Source organism: Campylobacter fetus subsp. fetus (assembly GCF_900475935.1).
In the GTDB taxonomy this organism is placed as follows: Bacteria; Campylobacterota; Campylobacteria; order Campylobacterales; family Campylobacteraceae; genus Campylobacter; species Campylobacter fetus.
This window is the reverse complement of record NZ_LS483431.1, coordinates 1407569-1426049: the sequence shown is the minus strand read 5'-3', so window position 1 is coordinate 1426049 and position 18481 is coordinate 1407569. Positions and strand designations below refer to the sequence as shown.

The following is an 18481-nucleotide window of genomic DNA, read 5'->3' as shown; positions in this document are numbered from 1 at the left end:
GTCGGGCTTATTCTCCCCGCTTCGCTTATGCAAGGCTTTTAGAGCAGAAAATAAGCCCTTTTTAACTAAAAAAACGAAGATAGCTCCTCTTGTCAATTTAATAAAAAACTCTCATCTTTAAGCTTAAGCGCAGCGAAAAGCATAAAGCCATACGTCAAAATGCCTTTTGGAATATCTAAAAATGATTTAATATTTTCAAATTTGAAATTACAAAAACAAAAGGATTGGTTGAAAAAACAAATTTATAAAATCGATGAAAAAACTGGCGAAATAAAAACTCTTTTGGATTGTTCTATGTCTGCAAATCTTAGTCCTAAGTATTATGCAGAGCTTAATAATAGAGTAAACACTATTCAAGATTTTTCATTTAATAAGGGTTTAAAATCATCATTTCTAACAATAACTTTAAATGGCTGTTTTCGCGATGCTCTAAATGGCGATTTTAGCCGTTTCAAGCCAAAAGATAGAAGTCTTTTGAGTTATGATTTTAAATATAAAATTATGTTTAGTCCTTATAGTATAGGTATAAAAGATTTAATTGATTTACTAAATTATCAATGGAATATTTTTGTTAAACGCATTCATACAAAATTTAAAGGGCTTGAAAAGTACTATATACGTGCATTTGAGCCACATAAAAGTGATGGAGTTCCGCATATTCACGCACTTTTATCTTATCCAGAATATGCTCATGAGTATATATATAAAACCTTTAAAGATATTTTTTACGCTCCACAAAATTTAAAAGTTAATTATCTCACCAAAGAACAAATCAAAAATGGCGAGATTAATGGTTTTCAATGGACTTTAAGTAATCCAACTGGATACGTTTTAAAATACATTAATAAAAGCTTTATTAATTTTGATAAAAATGATAAATTAGATCCGAATTCTGCTTGGTACATAAAATATAAAGTTCGCAAATTTCTTAGCTCACGTCACCATATTCCTTTATGGATATATAGAAAAATTAATTTCTTTTTTAAAGATTTTTACAATCTTTGCACTCTTCGCGATAATCCTGATTGGATTTGCGAGTGGAGTTATAAAGAGCAATATTTTCGACTTGAAAATATTGAAACTTCTGAAACTATATTTTTTGAAAATGGTGTTATAAAACATACTATTAAAGGTCATATTATCCATTTTTACGAAAAGGAGATTAAAAAACAAAATCCAACTCCTTATAAAATTTTTGATAATCCTATTATAAGAACTAAAAAAGAGTATAAATTTATTAATCTTAAAAATTTGCCTGTTTCTAGAATGAAGGATTATACTCTTATTACTTATTACAAAAATCTTGATACTTTTAATGCAAATTTGCAGCATCTCGCTTACGTAGAAAATTTGCTTATAAAACGTGGCTTAAGCTTTATAGTTGGTACAAAAAAGTTGCATAATCTTAACAACTTATTTGATGATGATTTTATTGAAAGGAACAAAAGAAAATATGATTTTTAATTTAACTTTAAATGATGTTTATTATAAATATTTTGATTACATTTATATAATTGTTGCAAAACATACTTTAGAAGTAGATATTAGCTATTTTAATAAACATATAAAAAATAATATAGGTTTAAGAGATATTAAGGATTTAACTTTTTTAGATTTACAACTTTTTTGTAATAATCTTATAAAACAAGAATATAAAATAAAAACTGTATATAATATACTTAGTAAGTTAAAAGTCGTTTTTAAATTTGCTATAAAACTTAAAATTATAGATTCAAATCCTGCAAGCGATGTTATTCTTCCTAAATATGATAATCGTAGATATTTTTCTTTTTCTGTTGAATTACAAGAAAAATATATAAAAACTATACGCGATAATAAAAGAGATTTAATAAGTAGAGATATTTTTATATTTTTGCTTCATGGTCGCAGATTCTCTGAAGTTTCTAAGTTAGAATTTAAATATGTTGATTTTGAAAATAAAATATATACTGTTCCTTGCAAAATTAATAAGGCTAAGCGTGATATGATTTATAAAATGACTGATGAATTATATAAAATATTACTAAAATATTATGAAAAAGCTAAAATAGCACAAAATACTAATAGCCCGACGGGCTTTATTTTTATAAATAGTGTTACAAATAGCCATTTTACCGACATTAGAAGGTCGTGGAAAAACCTTTTAAAAACAAATAATTTGCCTTATATAAGGTTACATGACATAAGACATCTTATCGGTACTTATTCTATAAATACTTTAAAATTACCAATTGAACATGTTCAGATCGCCCTAGGTCATACAGACATAAAAACAACTCAAAGGTATATTACTTCTAGTTGCGATATATCTAAAAATGTTATTGATAATTTTTTGAATTTAAAGTAGTTTTTATAGATTTTTGGTTGCGAGAGAAGGACTTGAACCTCCGACCTTCGGGTTATGAGCCCGACGAGCTACCACTGCTCTATCTCGCGACAAATAGAAGTTGGATGGGGTAAGAGGATTCGAACCTCTGAATGACTGGACCAAAACCAGTTGCCTTACCGCTTGGCTATACCCCAACCTCAAAATGAGCCGCTATTATATAATTTTTTTGCTTTTTTGTCAAGGTTTTTTTGTGAATATACATAATTTTATAAGTAAAATGAGCTGGATTTAAAATTATGGGTTTTTAGATATATTAAAAAAATAAGATTAGCGTAATAATATTAAAATATTAGATATATATAACCAAATTCATAAAAAGCATTATAGTCAAATGCGTATTGTATGCATATATAAAATAATTAAAATTAAACTTAAAATTTATAGTTTTTAATATATAATTGTATTTATATAGGACTAAATATGAATATATGGGATAGCAATTTATAAATTTAAATTTAATTAGTTACGTAAATACACATTTTATTATAATATTATAACTTTTATGTTAAATAAACACTTTTTTTTCTAATTATCTGCTACTATGTAAAAAATCATAAAGGATTTATGATGATTGTGTTAAAAATTTTATTGCAACTTAAGAGCGGTTTTCATCTAAGAAAAATGCCTGATTTTTTATTTAAAAATGTTAATTTGCCTCTTTTAAATAATGACGAGATTCCAAAATTTACTTATAACGAAGAGATAAATCCATATAGTTTTGGTTTTTTATATCCTTTAAAATTTAAAACAAAACTCTATGAAGCTGGAGATTTGTATAATTTAAATATAAAATGCAATTCAGATAGCGTTGCAAACCATATAAAGCAGGTGCTTACAAAAAATCTTAATAACGGTTTTGTTCTCATAGATATAGAAAAAAAGTTTATAAATAGATCATCTTATATACATAGTATCTATACGGCTAGTCCTGCGGTTTTTGCATTTTCAAATTTAGAAAATCAGTTTTGGACTATGAAAAATTCAAATTTAGATGCCCTTAAAACTCTTTGTATCGATGATTTGGTCAAGAAGTTAAAACATTTTGAGTCAAAAAATATAACCGCTAATTTAAATGATATATTATCGATAGAAATTTTATCAAATAAACCTCTTGTCTTTGAACATGAAAAACATACTGTTTTTTCTCACAAGATGAAGATATATTTTTCGCAAAGTAGTAGCGCCGGCGAGCTTTCAAAAGCTGCTATGAAATACTCAATAGGAGACAAAAACTATCTTGGATTTGGGTATTGCGTACGAGGTATGAGTGATTGATTTTGATATTTTAAATTTATAGATTAAGATAAATTAATTTTCGGTAGTGTTAAATTTAAGAGTGAATTTTGCCCTTTTTAGGGGCAAAATTCTTAATGGAGTTTAGACCAAATTTTCTTTTTCCAAAGTAGAGCAAATCCACCTAGTATCAAGAAATATATCATTATATATATACCTGTACTTTCGCGTTCTGCTTTTTTGCTATCTCCAGCTTCGTTCATATATGCCATAACTTGCTGTTGAGCTTCTTTATTTAGTCCTACACGAGGCATTGAAGTACCAGGCAACATCTTTTGAGTGTCATTAATAAAGTTATTTAGATAATCCACGCTTCTTGATCTTATATACATAGAAAGATCAGGAGGGGTTGTACCTAAATATGTTTGTATGCTCTGTTTATTGCCATTTGCAAATATGTTTGTATATTTCATATCATGACATCTTGCACAAGCATTTACAAATACGTCTCTATCGCTCATCTCTTTTGGAGCTATACTTTTAAAGTAAGCCACAAGGTCGGCTATTTCTTGATTCAGATCGCCGCCAGCACCCATAAACGGAGTCATAAGAAATGGTTGCTCATCGCTAAATTTATGGCTTAGTTTCAGTGCTAATACCGGATCTTTTATAAGTGCGGCTAGGAATTTTCCATCATATAGATATCCTATATCGCTAAGATCTGGAGGCGCTACTCCAAAACTTTCACTAGCTGTTTTGTCATCCATAGGAGCCGGCATATTTGCGGATTTTATCCCGTGACATGCATTACACCCGGCAGCAGCGATTAGTTCTTCTCCTGTTTTAGCACTGCCTTTTGCTAGATCAATAGAGTTTATATCCGCCCAGAAGTTGCTGTATTTTTCTAAATTTGCTTTAGCAGAGTCTAGTACTTTTTGCGCTGATTCTATGGCTTCTGGATTATTTCTTGATTTTGCAGTTTCTAGTGCAGCCTCAGCTTTAGCAACATCAACTTTTGCTAATCCTATATCTTCAGCAGCAAAATCGAAATTTGCAGGTTCTACATGCGGGTTCATAACTGAATGTGCATAAGGCTCAACTCCCCAGTAGATTACGCCAGTGACTATAACTACTACAATAAACGCCTTTAACTCTTTCATTTATTCCCCTTTCTTTCCATAATAGTAACAATAGGAAGTACTACTAAAAGCAATAGTAAATATGCTATAGAAGAGAAAAATCCTATCCAAGCATTAAATCCCGTTGGAGGAAGTTTTCCGTATACTGTTAGGATTATTAGGTCGATTATTAGCAGCCAAAACCATATAAAAAAGCCTTTTCTTTTATGTGCTGGAGCAACAACATCGCTTCTATCATAAAGAGGCATAAAAAATAGTGAAATACCAGCAAATGAAAATGCAAGCAATCCTATATCAGCAGCTTTTAAAGGTCCAATATCAAAGAAAAACCCACGTAAAATTTCATATTGCCATAAGAAATACCACTCAGGATATATATGAGGTGGAGTTTTTGCAGCGTTTGCCGGATCGAAATTTATAGGATCCATAGCAAAGCCGAAGTGGAAGCTTACTAAGTAGAAAAAGAATATCATAAAAAATGATATATACATAAAATCTTTACTTAAAAAATCTGGCCAAAATGCTATAACTTTTGATTCTTTTTTATTTCCATTTAGATATTTTTCTGCTTCAAGTTCAAAATCTATCTCTTCGCCTTCTAAGTTATTTACGTGAGGTATTCTTAAAGTATAAAAGTGGATAGCTATAACCATTATGATGACTATAGGAAGCAAACATACGTGCAGCATAAAAAATCTAGTAAGCGTAGGATCGCTAACCGCGTAATCGCCTCTTATCCATTCTACAACAGCGTCTCCAATGATCGGAATACCGCCAAATAGCTGAGTGATAACTTGCGCAGCCCAGTAACTCATTTGACCCCAAGGAAGCATATATCCGCTAAATGCTTCAGCTGAGAATATAAGGAAAAGCAACATTCCGCTTATCCATATCATCTCACGCCCTTTTTTATAAGAACCGTAATAAATTCCAACAAATGCGTGGATATAAAGAATTAAAAATATAACCGAAGCCGCTACTGCGTGCATATGACGCCATAGCCAACCATACTCAACTTCTTTCATGATAGTATAATTTACGCTATCAAATGCTAAATTTGCATCTGGTTTATAGTACATAACTAGCAGAAGTCCGGTTATAAATAATATAGTAAATAGTACCGTGAGTATAACACCCATAGCCCAAAGAAAATTTATATTTTTCGGAATCCAATACTGACCAGCAAGAACATTCCATAATTTCGTAATTGCGATTCTTTGATCAAACCAATCGCGAACGCTTGTAGCTTTTGTAATATGTGCCATTTTATCCCCCTTACGCTATGCCGACAAGTTTCTTGTATTCAGGACCTTCTTCGCCTAAAACAAGTTTTGTGCCGTCTATTTTAAATGGCGGGATATCTAATGGACGAGGTGGCGGTCCAAAAGTATTAACTCCGCTTGAGTCAAACTCTCCACCGTGGCACGCACATTTAAATATCTTATCGCTCGCGCTCCAGCTAGGAATACAGCCAAGGTGTGTGCAAAGCCCTATAGCCAACATATATTTATCTTCCCCGATAACTACATCTCTAGCCGGGTTTGCTTTCATCTGTGCATCTTTTTTGATGATGAAAATCGGTTTTTTACGCCACTCGACTTGACGGAACTCTCCGGCTTGCATAGGGCTTAAATCTACAATCGTAAATCCAGCTGCTTTTACGCTAGGAAGCGGATCCCAAGTCTTTTTCATACCAACAAGAGCAAAGACACCGCCTACTGCAGCAACGGCACCAAATGCCATGCCGATGAAATCCCGTCTTTCTTGCTTGTCTACAGACATTTCTTTCCTTTCAATTTGATTGATATATATTTTTTAATCAAATTTAAAAATATTTGATGAGTAAGTGGAGAGCTTAAATTTAAGTTTTTTATTTAGCATAATAGTTTGCTAAATAAAGAAGCGAAAACCACTTGACAACTTGTAATTTTATCATTTTAAAATTAAAAATTTATTTAACCGTATTAATTCACTCTTTTATGGGTATAAATTTATTATTCAATATTTTTTGTATTATTGTGAAGTTTTGTCTTTTTTATCAAAAAATGCGGTACAAGATGTTCATAATCTAAAAATAGCCAATAGAGTGAATTTGTTTAATCTAGGTCAAAAAAGATTTTTGCATACCATAACTCCTATAATCTAGGATATAGAAATCATACTAATTTACTTTGTTTTTTGACAATGATATTTTATGGCAATATGCAAAATATCTATGGCGGCCGGAGTTATACCGCTGATGTTCGAAGCCGCCGCAAGTGTCGGCGGAGCAAATTTATTTAGTTTTTCTACGACTTCGTTGCTTAGTCCACTTATGCTTTTGAACTCAAGACTCTTAGGAATTTTAATATCCAAAAGTCCTTTCATTTTTTCAACTTCTATTTGTTGTTGAGCTATATAATGATAGTATTTTGCCTCTGTTAATATCTGATTTAGCGATTTGTCATCTAAATTTAAGAAAAACTCGTTTAATTTGCGTAATTTTTCTATTGTAAAAGATTTTCTAGCGGCTATCTTTTGAAGCGGAACTTTTTCATTTATAATATCCTCATCTATGCTAGCTAGAAACTCTAAATTTTCCTTGTTTGGACTCATATCTTTTGTTAATAAGATCTCCATTCCTTTTTCTAAATTCGATTTTAACTTAAGCATCTCTTCGAAAGCCTCTTTTGGTAGCAATCCTACGTTGTAGCCATATTTGCTAAGTCTTAAGTTTGCGTTATCTTCTCTTAAAAGCAAACGATACTCGGCGCGACTAGTAAACATTCTATAAGGCTCTTTTGTGCCTTTTGTAACTAGATCATCTATAAGAACGCCGATATAACTCTCATCTCGTCGCAAGATCAGCGGCTCTCTCGTTTTTAAATTTAAAGCCGCATTTATACCTGCCATAAGTCCTTGAGCGGCCGCTTCTTCGTATCCGGTAGTTCCGTTTATCTGACCGGCTAGATAAAGACCGTTTATTTTTTTTGTTTCAAGAGTATGTTTGAGCTCTGTCGGAGAGACATAATCATACTCTATAGCATATCCGTGACGGACTATTTTGGCATTTTGAAAACCTTTTACTGAGCGAAGCATTTCGACTTGAGCATCATATGGTAAACTAGTTGAAAAACCATTTATATAGTATTCTGTAGCTTCTCGTGTTTGAGGTTCGATAAAAAGATGATGGCGCTCCCTATCTCCAAATCTATTTATTTTATCTTCGATACTTGGACAATATCTTGGACCTATACCTTCAATCTGACCTGTAAATAGCGGTGCTCTATCAAAATTCGAACGTATTATTTCATGAGTTTTCTCGTTCGTATAGGCGATGTAGCAAGGTAGTTGGGTTTTATTAAATTCTTTTGTACGAAAACTAAATGGAGTTGGATCTTGATCTCCATCTTGTCTTTCAAGTACGCTAAAATCAATACTTTTTGCTAAAACTCTAGGACAAGTTCCGGTTTTTAGCCTGCCCATTTCTAAATTTAAACTTTTTAGAGACGCGGAAAGAGATTTGCTGCTTAGTTCTCCGACGCGTCCGGCTTCAAGTTTATTGAATCCAACATGGATAAGTCCGTTTAAGAAAGTTCCTGTTGTTATAATGAGTTTTTTTGTGCCGTAGTTATTATCAAGGTGGGTTTTTACGCCGATTATGTTATTATCTTTTGTTAAAATCTCTGTTGCGATCTCTTGAGTAACCTCTAAATTTGGAGTATTTAACAAAAGATTTCTCATATAAACTCTATATCTATCCATATCGATTTGCGCTCTGCTTCCGCGCACGGCCGGACCTTTGCTCTCATTTAAAAGACGAAACTGAATTCCGCAAGCATCTGTAGTAAGCCCCATTTGACCGCCGAGCGCGTCTATCTCTTTTACTAAATGACCTTTTGCAAGACCTCCTATTGCAGGGTTGCAGCTAGCAGCTCCGATTTGCTCGGCTAGTATGGTTATAAGCAGAGTTTTAGCACCCATTTTTGCAGCTGCTAAAGAAGCTTCTATACCAGCGTGTCCGCCGCCTACAACTATTACATCATAATTCATAATTTCAAACCTTGTTATTTGTTGGAGTCAGGGATTGTATCAAATTTAGAGTAAAAAAAGTATAAATTTCGTATAATTGCTACATTAAATTTAGGATAAATTATGTTTAATGGATTGATCAGGGAGATAGCTGAGGTTATTAAATTTGATGGAAAAACATTAACTCTTAAAGCGAACTATAAGCCAAATTTAGGAGATAGCATTGCCGTAAACGGAGCTTGTTTGAGTGTGACTAGCGTGAGCGAAACCGGATTTAGCGTAGAGCTTAGTAGCGAAAGTAAAGAGCATTTGGCACTGCAAAACTATAGAGGAAAAGTACATATAGAGCCTGCTATGAAACTATCTCATAGGGTTGATGGACATCTTATGCAAGGTCACATTGATGCCGTTGGAGAGATAATAAAAATTGAAACATTGCAAAGCGGAACGAATTTCTACATAAAACTTCCCTCAAACGTTATGCATCTTGTTTCAAACAAAGGCAGTATAGCAGTTGATGGCGTGAGTCTTACGATAAATGAAGTTTTTAAAGATAGTATAAGGCTTACGATTATTCCATTAAGCTTGAAAGATAGTCTTTTTGGCGAGTTTAAAGTCGGTCGTAAAGTAAATGTAGAAACCGATCTTTTGGCTCGTTATGCAGATAGAATTTTATCTATGAAAGATAAAAAAAACAGTGGCGATTTATCGTGGCAAGAGGCGGATTTTTATGCTAGTTTGTATTGATGGTAATGATGTTTTAGCCGGATTTAGCACCAAAGATGGTGGTGTTTCAAGCGGCATTTATGAAAGTTTGAATTTGGCTACTCATGTAGGCGATGATATAAAAAACGTGTTTGAAAACAGAGAAATTTTAAAACAAAAAATCGGTGCGAAAAAGCTTATTTTTATGGATCAAATTCACTCTGATATAGTTTGTGAGATATCTAGCATTGATGATGAAATTTCTCCTTGTGATGCTATTATTACTAAGCTGAAAAATGTGGCATTATGCACTATTACGGCTGATTGTTCGCCTGTTCTTGTTTATGATAAATTCACAAAAAAGATAGCTGCTATCCACGCAGGTAGAGCCGGAGTAGTCTCACACATAGTTTCAAAAACTATCAAAAAAATGGGTTCGGAATCACTAAATTTAAAAGTGATAATCGGTGCAAATATAAGCGGAAATTGTTACGATATAGGGGATTTGGATTTGGGAGAGTTTAACAAATTTAAAAATAAAACTAAATTTGATATGAATGCAGCATTAAAATACGAACTTGATAGTTTGGGCGTGAGAGATTATGAGTTTAGCGGGATTTGCACCCATTGCGACGAGAGATTTTTTTCATATAGAAAAGACGGCGTAACCGGTAGATTTTGTGGATTTATAATGCTTAAGGATGGATTATCATGATAAGTGCGTACAAAGAGTTTAAACAAGAAGATCTAGAGTTATACAATATATCTTTAAACGCGAAAAAATTCAGTGTGGATTTTACCTCAAATATGCGGATTTTAGAGATTTTATTTGCTCCAAGAGAGATTATTATAGATGAGTCAAATTTAGAAAAAATAGCTGAAATTTTTACTGCTTTAGAAGAGATAAGAGATAATTCTCAGCTAAGCAAGTAGCTCTAAATTTAAACTAATTTTTATGAAATAATAAGCTTGATTTAGATAAAATACGAACTTCATTTCACATGTGCTAATCCTTTTTTAGTTGTGGTAAAAACGCCACTAAGGAGCACAGAGGAAGAAACTAAATATTTTTTAAGGAGAAACTCATGGTTACTATGAGAGATTTATTAGAGTGTGGTGTGCATTTTGGCCACCAAACAAGACGCTGGAATCCAAAGATGAAAAAGTTCATTTTTGGTGAGAGAAAAGGTATTTATATAATTGACCTTCAAAAGACTATAAGATACTTTAGATATACATATAACATTGTTAGAGACGCTGCAGCTGAGGGTAAAACCGTATTATTCGTAGGAACTAAGAAGCAAGTGGGCGTTGCTATAAAAGAATACGCCGAAAAATGCGGAATGCCATATGTAAATCACAGATGGCTTGGCGGTATGATGACAAATTTTGGAACAATTAAACAATCAATAAGAAAATTAGAAGTTATAGAAGCCATGGAAGAAGACGGCTCTATAAATTTACTTACTAAAAAAGAAGCTTTGATGCTAAGACGCAAAAAAGAGAAGCTTTTAGCAACTTTAGGCGGTATTAGAAATATGAAAAGCCTGCCTGATATGGTTTTTGTTATAGATACCGTAAAAGAGAAAATTGCAGTTGCTGAAGCAAATAAATTAAGAATGCCGGTCGTTGCTCCTATAGATACTAACTGCGATCCTGATATAGTTGATTTTCCAATTCCGGGAAATGACGATGCTATAAGAAGCGTTCAGCTATTTTGTCAAGAGATGGCTGAGGCTATAAACGAAGGAAAAGCTTTGAGAGACCAAGACGAAGCAGAGCAAGTAGAGCCAGTAAGTCAAGAGGAAAAAGACGAAGTAGTAGCTGAGGCTATGAGCGAAGCTGACTTTGAGGAGCAATAATGGAAATAAGTGCAAGTATGGTAAAAGAGCTTCGTGAAAGTACCGGAGCCGGTATGATGGACTGCAAAAAAGCGCTTCAAGAATCAAACGGAGATATGCAAAAAGCAGTTGATATATTAAGGGAAAAAGGTCTTGGCAAAGCGGCTAAAAAAGCTGATCGTTTAGCGAGCGAAGGACTTGTCAGCGTAGTCGTAAGTGAGAATAATAAAACTGCAACTATAACTGAGATCAACTCAGAAACGGATTTCGTAGCTAAAAATGCGACTTTTGTTGATTTAGTTAAAAACACTACCATTCATGTTCAAACAAACTCTATAAATACGGTTGAAGAGCTAAAAGAGAGTTCTATTAATGGTGTTAAATTTGAAGAGTATTTTCAAAGCCAAATCGCAACTATCGGCGAGAATTTGGTTGTAAGAAGATTTGAAACTATAAAAGCAGCAAAAGGTGGCATCGTAGCTGGATATATCCATTCAAATAGTCGTGTTGGTGTTTTAATAGGCGCAGCTTGCGACAGTGAAGAAACAGCAGCGAAAATTCATGATTTTTTAAGAAATCTTTGTATGCACGCAGCTGCTATGAAACCTCAAGTTATAAGCTACAAGGAGTTTGATGCCGATTTTGTAGAAAAAGAGTATCTAGCACTTAAAGGCGAGCTTGAAAAAGAGAATGAAGAGTTGGTTCGTCTTAAAAAACCGCTTCACAAAATTCCTGAGTTTGCCAGTCGCGCTCAATTAACAGATGATATCATAGCAAAAGCAACTGAGAATTTAAAAGCGGAGCTTAAAAAACAAGGCAAACCTGAGGCTATCTGGGATAAAATTTTACCCGGACAAATCGATAGATATATAGCAGATAATACTCAACTTGATCAACGCCTTACTCTTTTAGGACAGTTTTACGTAATGGATGATAAAAAAACAGTAGAGCAAGCCATTGCGGATGAGGCTAAAAAAGTAGGCGGAAAAGTAGAAATCGTAAGCTATGTTCGCTTTGAAGTAGGTGAAGGTTTAGAGAAAAAAAGTGAAGATTTTGCAGCTGAAGTAGCAGCTCAAATGGCTTAATAATGCTAAAAGCGGTAAATTTATCTCATAAATTTGATTATCCGCTTTTTAATGATTTAAATTTAGAAATTTTTCCTTCTACCACGACAGCCATAACCGGCGTGAGCGGTAGCGGGAAATCTACTATCTTGCACATTCTTTCCACACTTTTAAAGCCTGTTGGCGGTGAAGTTATATATAATGAAAAATCGATTTATAATATAAATGAAAGTGAACTTTTAAAAATTAGAAGGCTTGATTTTGGGATAATTTTTCAAGCACATTATCTTTTTAAAGGTTTTAACGCTTATGAAAATATCGAACTTGCAAATATCTTAAGTGGACATAAAATCGACACCGAGCTTTTAGAAAAATTAAAAATAGACCACGTGATAAACCAAAAAATCGGCGAACTTAGCGGCGGACAGCAGCAACGAGTTAGCATAGCAAGAGTTATGAGCAAAAAACCGCGTATCATATTTGCAGACGAGCCAACTGGAAATTTGGATAAAAATACGGCAAACGAAGTTATGAATGTTATATTTGATTATGTTAAAAATGAAAATGCGGCTTTGGTGTTAGTAACTCATGATGAAAGCCTTGCAAGCAGATGTGATGATATTTTTTTGCTGCAAGACTTTAAATTAAATAGGGTTTGTTCACATTGAAATACTTATCAAATATCATATATATCGGTAAAATAACTAAAATTTATAAGATATATTTGCCATAAAATTTCTAGGTGTACCGGGCATTGCCGAACTTCTCCAGTATTTTTTATCAAATAAATTCTGCACGGCGAAGCTTAAATTTAGATTTTTATAGTTATAGCCGACTAGAGCATCATATCTAGTAAAACCATCTAAATTTATCTCTTTTCCATCGCTGCTATAATAAAATTTTTTAGACGAATGTACTGCGCCAATCTCCGCATATAGATCTTTGATAGGTATGTATCTTATAAATACATTTGTATTAAAATTCCCTGTTCCACTTAGGTGACGACCTTCGTTTAAAGGATTTTGTTTATCTTTTTTTACTCTAGCTTTCATAAAACCAACCGAGCTTCTTATATAAACATTGTCTGATATTTTACCGATCGCACTAAATTCCACGCCTTTAGACTGTTCTTTACCTCTAATTGCGTATGTGAACGGATCATTTATCGGATCTGGTCTATATCTTATGTTGTAATGCTCTAGCACATAAGTTGATAGAGTTGTACTTATAGAGTTATTTAACCAGTCGCTTTTTATACCTACTTCATATTGCTGTGAGTTTTCAGGTTTTGTATTAAATCCTTTTGGATCAGTTGTGGTAGATATACCAACATAACCATTGCCTCCATATGGAGAAAAACTTTTATTATACGCGGCGTAAGCTGTGTGCTGAGAATTTATATCATAAACTAATCCATAATTATAGCTGAAATTGTCTCCTTTATACTCATTGCTTTTATTCTTGATATCTTTTGAACTAAATTTATACTCGTCTAGCCTACCTCCTAAAGCAAATTTTAAACTATCTGTGATATAAAATAACTCTTGCACAAATACTCCGTGATTCGTGGCTTTATGCTTGTTGCTAATGCTTGCTGCTGGAGTATTTATCCTGCCCCAACTTATTCGCGGACTAAATGGATCTATATTTTGATTTCTTTTTATACCAATTAGCGGCTCTCTTTTTTCTATTTGGAAATCATAGCCTAAAAGTAGTTTATTTCTTTTTTCAAATGTGTCAAAGTCGAAATTTGCGCTAATTGAATTTAAAAACGTGCTATTATCTGTATTTTGCCAAGCATAACTTTGAGATAAAAGTTTAGTTTTTGGGTCGTATTTACCACCAAAATAGTGATCAAAGCTTTGATTAGCTTTTCTGTAAGCCAAAACCCATTCAATATACATTTTGTCGCTAAAATCATAATTCAGTTTTGATCTATACATTTGCAGTCTATCTTCTACAATGTCCCCTTGCCTAGCAAAAGTTTTTTTGTAGTCTATACCCATTTGTTCATACACGTCTTTGGTCGGTCCTCTGTCTGGAACTCTTTTTGCGTAATCATAAGTATATTCCAAAAGGTGGCTAAAATTATCTTTATAATAGATAATACTAGGCGATATCATTTTACTTTTTTCTTCTATATAATCTCTATAAGAGTTGCTATCTCTTAGATCTCCAACCACTCTGGCTGCAAAATTTTCATTGAATACATGATTCATGTCTAGTCCAAAGTATCTATTATCGTATGATCCATAACCTACGGTGGCCAAGCTTTTAGAGTTAAAATTTGCCACTTTGCTTACCATATTTATGACTCCACCGCCCGCACCTCTTCCATATAATACGGAATTGGGTCCTTTTAATATCTCTATCCTCTCGATATTTGCCGTACTTCTTCTAACTTGTCCGCTATCTCTAACACCGTCTCTATAGATATCTCCGGCATCTGCGTTGAAGCCTCTGACAAAAATGTTGTCTGCTCTCATATCATAAGTCGTGTCTATCCCTGCAGTCCCTTCAAGGATCGAGCTAAGGTCGTTTTGTCCATAACTTTTATTTCTACTGATATCTAATATATCTATAGTTTGAGGCGTCTCTTTTAATAACAAGTCTGTTCTGCTTCCTTGAGCTCTATCGTAGCCTACGTAACCTTTTAGAGTATCGACGTCTGACTTACTTTCTATCTTAGTGGGTGGCAATGTTGCATTGTATTCATCATTTGCAAATATAACCACCACCGCTAAAATACTAAAAAATACGAATTTTTTCATTATTTATATCCTGATTATGAATTTCAAAATATAATATTGTATCAGAAATATATAAAATTATTATTAAAATAATTTATATTATTAAACTATATTAACTGGACAAGAATGTAATTATCTTTAAAAATAATATTAAATTTAGACCAATTTAAGTAAAATATCAATCATAAAATCAAAAAGTTTGGATATGGAATTTGTAAATTATCTAGGTCAAAATAACGTAGTTACATTTTTTTTGCTTCTTGTAAGAACAGGTGCGCTTATGGTTTTTTTCCCGTTTTTTAACCATATGCAAATTCCTGTCATTATAAAAGCGGCTCTTTCGTTTATGTTTGCTATATTTTTATTTCCTCTTGCTCATGCGCCGGTCGGTCTTGAAAATTTGAGTGTAGAATATCTGATTTTAGAAACATTTTCGGAGTTGATGTTTGGTATGTGTGCCGGAGTGCTTTTAATGCTTGTATTTGGTGCTTTACAGCTAGCTGGAGGACAAATTTCTATGATTATGGGATTTTCTATGGCAAGCGTGATCGATCCGCAAAGCGGAGTTAATATGCCTCTCATCTCAAATATGCTAAATTTTATCGTATTATTAGCATTTTTACTTTTTGATGGTCACCATATAGTGCTACAATTTATAGCTTATTCACTACAATTTATCCCTTTAGGCGGCTTTTATCCCGACGAAAATATAGTGAAATACACTGCAAAAGGCGTGATAAATTTATTTTTATTTGGATTTATCATATCGTTTCCTATATTAGCTTTATCATTGTTAGCCGATCTTATTTTTGGAATGCTTATGAAAACTATGCCTCAGTTCAATCTTCTTGTAGTCGGTTTTCCTATCAAAATCGCAATTGCTTTTGTAGTTATTATGGCTATTATTTCAGCTATGGTTAAGTTATTTACATCGCTTATGATGCAAGTTTTAAATGATTTGCCTGGTTTATTTTTTTAAATAAAGCTATTAATAATGAAAAATAGCGTAAAATATTGAAAAAAGATTCCATAAGGAGCTATAATGAAAGTTGTTTTACTTAATGATAATCCAGCAGTGTCGCGCCTAGTAAATGTAAGCCTTGCAAAACTCGGTTATGAGTTTATAGAGGTTGCAGATACCGATAGTATTAATGGCGTGGATTATGATCTACTTATTTGCGATAGCGCTCTTTTTGATGAAAATAGTAACTACTCTTTATATGCAAAAGATATTTTATATCTAGTCCCTAGAAATTATGAAAATATATCAGGAAAAAATGTACTTGAGAAACCGTTTTTGCCAACTGACTTTATTGATGTTGTAGAAAATATATTAAAAAAACCTCTGCCTTATATGGGCGATAAAACAGATGATTCAAATTTAAATAATCATAAAAAAGATATAAATGATGAAGATAATGTAAAACTTGGAAATGAATTTGGAGAGCTAAGAGATATAGATGATATAGATTTTAGTAAACATTTAAATGATGAATTGCTTGACGCAAATAATTTGGATAGTGAATTACTTGATAATCTTGATCATACAGACGATCATAAAAATTTAGACGAACAGCCAATAGACGAAGAAATTGATACTAATGAATTTGTCGATGATTTAGCTTTTCAAACCAATGAACAAGACGCAGATAACGAACAAAAAAATAGCGCACAAGACGATGAAATCATGCCATCTAGCGAAGATTACGAAGTAGAAGATAGCATTAAAGAGATCACTCAAGATGAATTAAAAGATGCTATAAAAGAGACCGGAGATACGCAAAATATAGATAATATATCTAGCTTTGATGATGATTTGAATTTTAAAAATGACGTTATAGACGAGATGAATAATGAATCAAATTTAGAAGATGACGTTAGTGAGAATGCGAATTTAGATAATGATGAAAAAGAAGAATTTACTGAGATAAAAAGCGATGAGCTCGATGAGCTTAGTAGTATGATAGAAGAGATCGATAATATGCCTATAGATGATATAGATAAAGCGGAAAATGAAGATGAATATATGAATTTAGATGAGCAACCAAGTGACATAACAAGCATAGACGAAGCTCTAAAAGAGATCGATAATGTAGACGTAGCCGATAACTTAGACGAAATGCAAAACATTACTGAAATAGAAAATCAAAGTGAAAATTCAGATGGCGATTTAGAGGAATTTACAGACGATATTATTGAGACTGAAAATTCAGATAAAAATATGGACGCAATACAAAACAGCGTTGAAACCGATAAAGTAGATGAAAATTCAATTAATAGTTTAGATGAAATTACAAGTCATAGTGATGAAGTGAATGTTTTGGAAAATGAAATATCGGTTAACGAGTCTGATAATGATGAACTTGAAGATATAAATGAGAATACTATAGTAGATGAAGCATCTTTACAAAATGACGCTGTGCATGATGAAGATTTAAGCCAAGAATCAGTTAGCATTAACAGTCATGAAGCTACAAATATAGATGAGATAAGCGAAAAAGATATCAAAACGGCATTAAATGAAGAAATAAGCCGAAGTTCAGATGATGTTAAAGAAGCGCCGGTATCTAAAATTATTGATGATAGTGAGCTAAAAAGTGAATTAGCTAAGAAAATCAGTGAACAGATAACGGAGTCTTTAAACTCAAGTACTATAAAAGATGCATTAAAAGATATGAATATAAAGATAAATATAAGTTTTGAGGAAAAGGCGTGAGCGGACAAATTTTGATAATAAGCGGACCTAGTGGAAGTGGCAAAAGTACGCTGCTAAGTAAGCTTATGCGAGATTTTGATAATATATATTTCTCGATCTCAAGCACCACAAGATCTATAAGAGATGGCGAAAAAGATGGAGTGAATTATCATTATATAAGTGAAGATGAGTTTAAAACCGGTATAGAAACAGCTAAATTTTTAGAATGGGCTTATGTGCATAAAAATTACTATGGAACTAGCCTTGAACCGGTTGAAAAAGCTTTAAAAGATGGAAAAATAGTAATTTTTGATATCGATGTTCAAGGATTTCATTTGGCTATGAAAAAGTATCGCGAGATCATAACATCGGTTTTTGTAACTACAAAAGATAGAAATGAGCTAAAAAGACGTCTTGAGATCAGAGATGCTGATTTAAAAGATGCTATAGAAAATAGACTATTTAATGCTGCAACCGAGATGGGACACATAAACGAGTATGATTATCTGATTATCAATGATGATCTTGATAGGTCATATTCTAGTTTAAAATCTATCTTTGAAACTATGAGCGTAAAAACAAAAAATTATGATATAAACGCCGTGATAGACAGCTGGAACGTTTGCTAAATTTATAAATTTGTGTTAAAATATT

The 18481-nt window shown here is 32.7% G+C and carries 17 protein-coding genes and 2 tRNA genes; 12 read left to right on the top strand and 7 right to left on the bottom strand.

The genetic code is table 11. The annotated features are described in order from the left end of the window. Positions 1-201: 201 nt before the first annotated feature. Both DQN38_RS07105 and DQN38_RS07100 read left to right on the top strand, forming a co-directional pair. Positions 202-1464: a replication endonuclease gene (locus DQN38_RS07105; protein WP_189376015.1), complete on the top strand. Its 1263-nt coding sequence runs from the start codon at positions 202-204 to the stop codon at positions 1462-1464. After that, positions 1421-2347, top strand: coding sequence for a tyrosine-type recombinase/integrase (locus tag DQN38_RS07100; protein ID WP_223261854.1), 927 nt, complete (start codon positions 1421-1423; stop codon positions 2345-2347). Before DQN38_RS07105 ends, DQN38_RS07100 begins: the two co-directional genes overlap by 44 nt. A 14-nt stretch (positions 2348-2361) precedes the next feature. Here DQN38_RS07100 and DQN38_RS07095 read toward each other — a convergent pair. Together DQN38_RS07095 and DQN38_RS07090 are read right to left on the bottom strand one after the other, a co-directional pair. Continuing rightward, a tRNA-Met gene (locus DQN38_RS07095) sits at positions 2362-2436 on the bottom strand. Positions 2437-2448: 12 nt separating this feature from the next. Continuing rightward, positions 2449-2523: transfer RNA gene (locus DQN38_RS07090), tRNA-Gln, on the bottom strand. Between the two features lie 433 nt (positions 2524-2956). Between DQN38_RS07090 and DQN38_RS07085 the strand changes: the two genes are divergently transcribed. Continuing rightward, positions 2957-3664 (top strand): hypothetical protein, encoded by a 708-nt coding sequence (locus DQN38_RS07085; RefSeq protein WP_111738231.1) that lies wholly within the window; start codon positions 2957-2959, stop codon positions 3662-3664. Positions 3665-3756: 92 nt separating this feature from the next. Here DQN38_RS07085 and DQN38_RS07080 read toward each other — a convergent pair whose 3' ends face one another. From DQN38_RS07080 to mnmG, 4 genes are all read right to left on the bottom strand, one after another. Continuing rightward, positions 3757-4782 carry a c-type cytochrome gene (locus DQN38_RS07080; protein ID WP_065843833.1) on the bottom strand — a complete coding sequence of 342 codons (1026 nt, stop codon included), beginning with the start codon at positions 4780-4782 and terminating at the stop codon, positions 3757-3759. Further along, positions 4779-6026 carry a cytochrome b gene (locus tag DQN38_RS07075; protein ID WP_002850415.1) on the bottom strand — a complete coding sequence of 416 codons (1248 nt, stop codon included), beginning with the start codon at positions 6024-6026 and terminating at the stop codon, positions 4779-4781. Before DQN38_RS07075 ends, DQN38_RS07080 begins: the two co-directional genes overlap by 4 nt. 10 nt (positions 6027-6036) lie before the next feature. Next, positions 6037-6543 carry a ubiquinol-cytochrome c reductase iron-sulfur subunit gene (gene petA / locus DQN38_RS07070; RefSeq protein ID WP_002850414.1) on the bottom strand — a complete coding sequence of 169 codons (507 nt, stop codon included), beginning with the start codon at positions 6541-6543 and terminating at the stop codon, positions 6037-6039. A 384-nt stretch (positions 6544-6927) separates the two neighbouring features. Continuing rightward, the gene (mnmG, locus tag DQN38_RS07065) at positions 6928-8793 is read right to left on the bottom strand and encodes a tRNA uridine-5-carboxymethylaminomethyl(34) synthesis enzyme MnmG (protein ID WP_065843834.1); all 1866 of its coding nucleotides are present in this window, start codon (positions 8791-8793) and stop codon (positions 6928-6930) included. 102 nt (positions 8794-8895) lie between these two features. Between mnmG and DQN38_RS07060 the strand changes: the two genes are divergently transcribed. The 6 genes from DQN38_RS07060 to DQN38_RS07035 all read left to right on the top strand — a co-directional run bounded on the left by DQN38_RS07060 (position 8896) and on the right by DQN38_RS07035 (position 13050). Next, positions 8896-9519, top strand: a complete 624-nt coding sequence (locus DQN38_RS07060) for a riboflavin synthase (protein ID WP_065843835.1) — start codon at positions 8896-8898, stop codon at positions 9517-9519. Beyond that, entirely contained in the window at positions 9503-10192 is a 690-nt protein-coding gene (gene pgeF, locus DQN38_RS07055; RefSeq protein WP_002850407.1) for a peptidoglycan editing factor PgeF, read from the top strand. Before DQN38_RS07060 ends, pgeF begins: the two co-directional genes overlap by 17 nt. Beyond that, on the top strand, positions 10189-10410 hold the full coding sequence (locus DQN38_RS07050; RefSeq protein ID WP_002850405.1) for a hypothetical protein: 222 nt from the start codon (positions 10189-10191) through the stop codon (positions 10408-10410). Before pgeF ends, DQN38_RS07050 begins: the two co-directional genes overlap by 4 nt. A gap of 152 nt (positions 10411-10562) precedes the next feature. Continuing rightward, a complete protein-coding gene (gene rpsB, locus DQN38_RS07045) occupies positions 10563-11339 on the top strand; it encodes a 30S ribosomal protein S2 (RefSeq protein ID WP_111738230.1) in 777 nt (258 codons plus the stop codon). After that, positions 11339-12403, top strand: a complete 1065-nt coding sequence (gene tsf, locus DQN38_RS07040; protein WP_011732208.1) for a translation elongation factor Ts — start codon at positions 11339-11341, stop codon at positions 12401-12403. The genes rpsB and tsf overlap by 1 nt, the downstream gene beginning before the upstream one ends. Before the next feature lie 2 nt (positions 12404-12405). Beyond that, entirely contained in the window at positions 12406-13050 is a 645-nt protein-coding gene (locus tag DQN38_RS07035; RefSeq protein ID WP_065843836.1) for an ABC transporter ATP-binding protein, read from the top strand. 36 nt (positions 13051-13086) lie between these two features. On the opposite strand, the gene DQN38_RS07030 is transcribed toward DQN38_RS07035, so the two are convergent. After that, complete coding sequence (locus DQN38_RS07030; protein WP_065843837.1) at positions 13087-15153, bottom strand: TonB-dependent receptor; 2067 nt, start codon at positions 15151-15153, stop codon at positions 13087-13089. A 184-nt stretch (positions 15154-15337) separates the two neighbouring features. Here DQN38_RS07030 and fliR point away from each other — a divergent pair, with 184 nt between their 5' ends. From fliR to gmk, 3 genes are all read left to right on the top strand, one after another. Beyond that, the gene (gene fliR, locus DQN38_RS07025) at positions 15338-16111 is read left to right on the top strand and encodes a flagellar biosynthetic protein FliR (protein WP_038454022.1); all 774 of its coding nucleotides are present in this window, start codon (positions 15338-15340) and stop codon (positions 16109-16111) included. A 63-nt stretch (positions 16112-16174) separates the two neighbouring features. Beyond that, on the top strand, positions 16175-17848 hold the full coding sequence (locus tag DQN38_RS07020; protein WP_065843838.1) for a hypothetical protein: 1674 nt from the start codon (positions 16175-16177) through the stop codon (positions 17846-17848). After that, the gene (gene gmk / locus DQN38_RS07015) at positions 17845-18456 is read left to right on the top strand and encodes a guanylate kinase (RefSeq protein WP_011732205.1); all 612 of its coding nucleotides are present in this window, start codon (positions 17845-17847) and stop codon (positions 18454-18456) included. The genes DQN38_RS07020 and gmk overlap by 4 nt, the downstream gene beginning before the upstream one ends. The last annotated feature ends 25 nt before the right edge of the window (positions 18457-18481 follow it).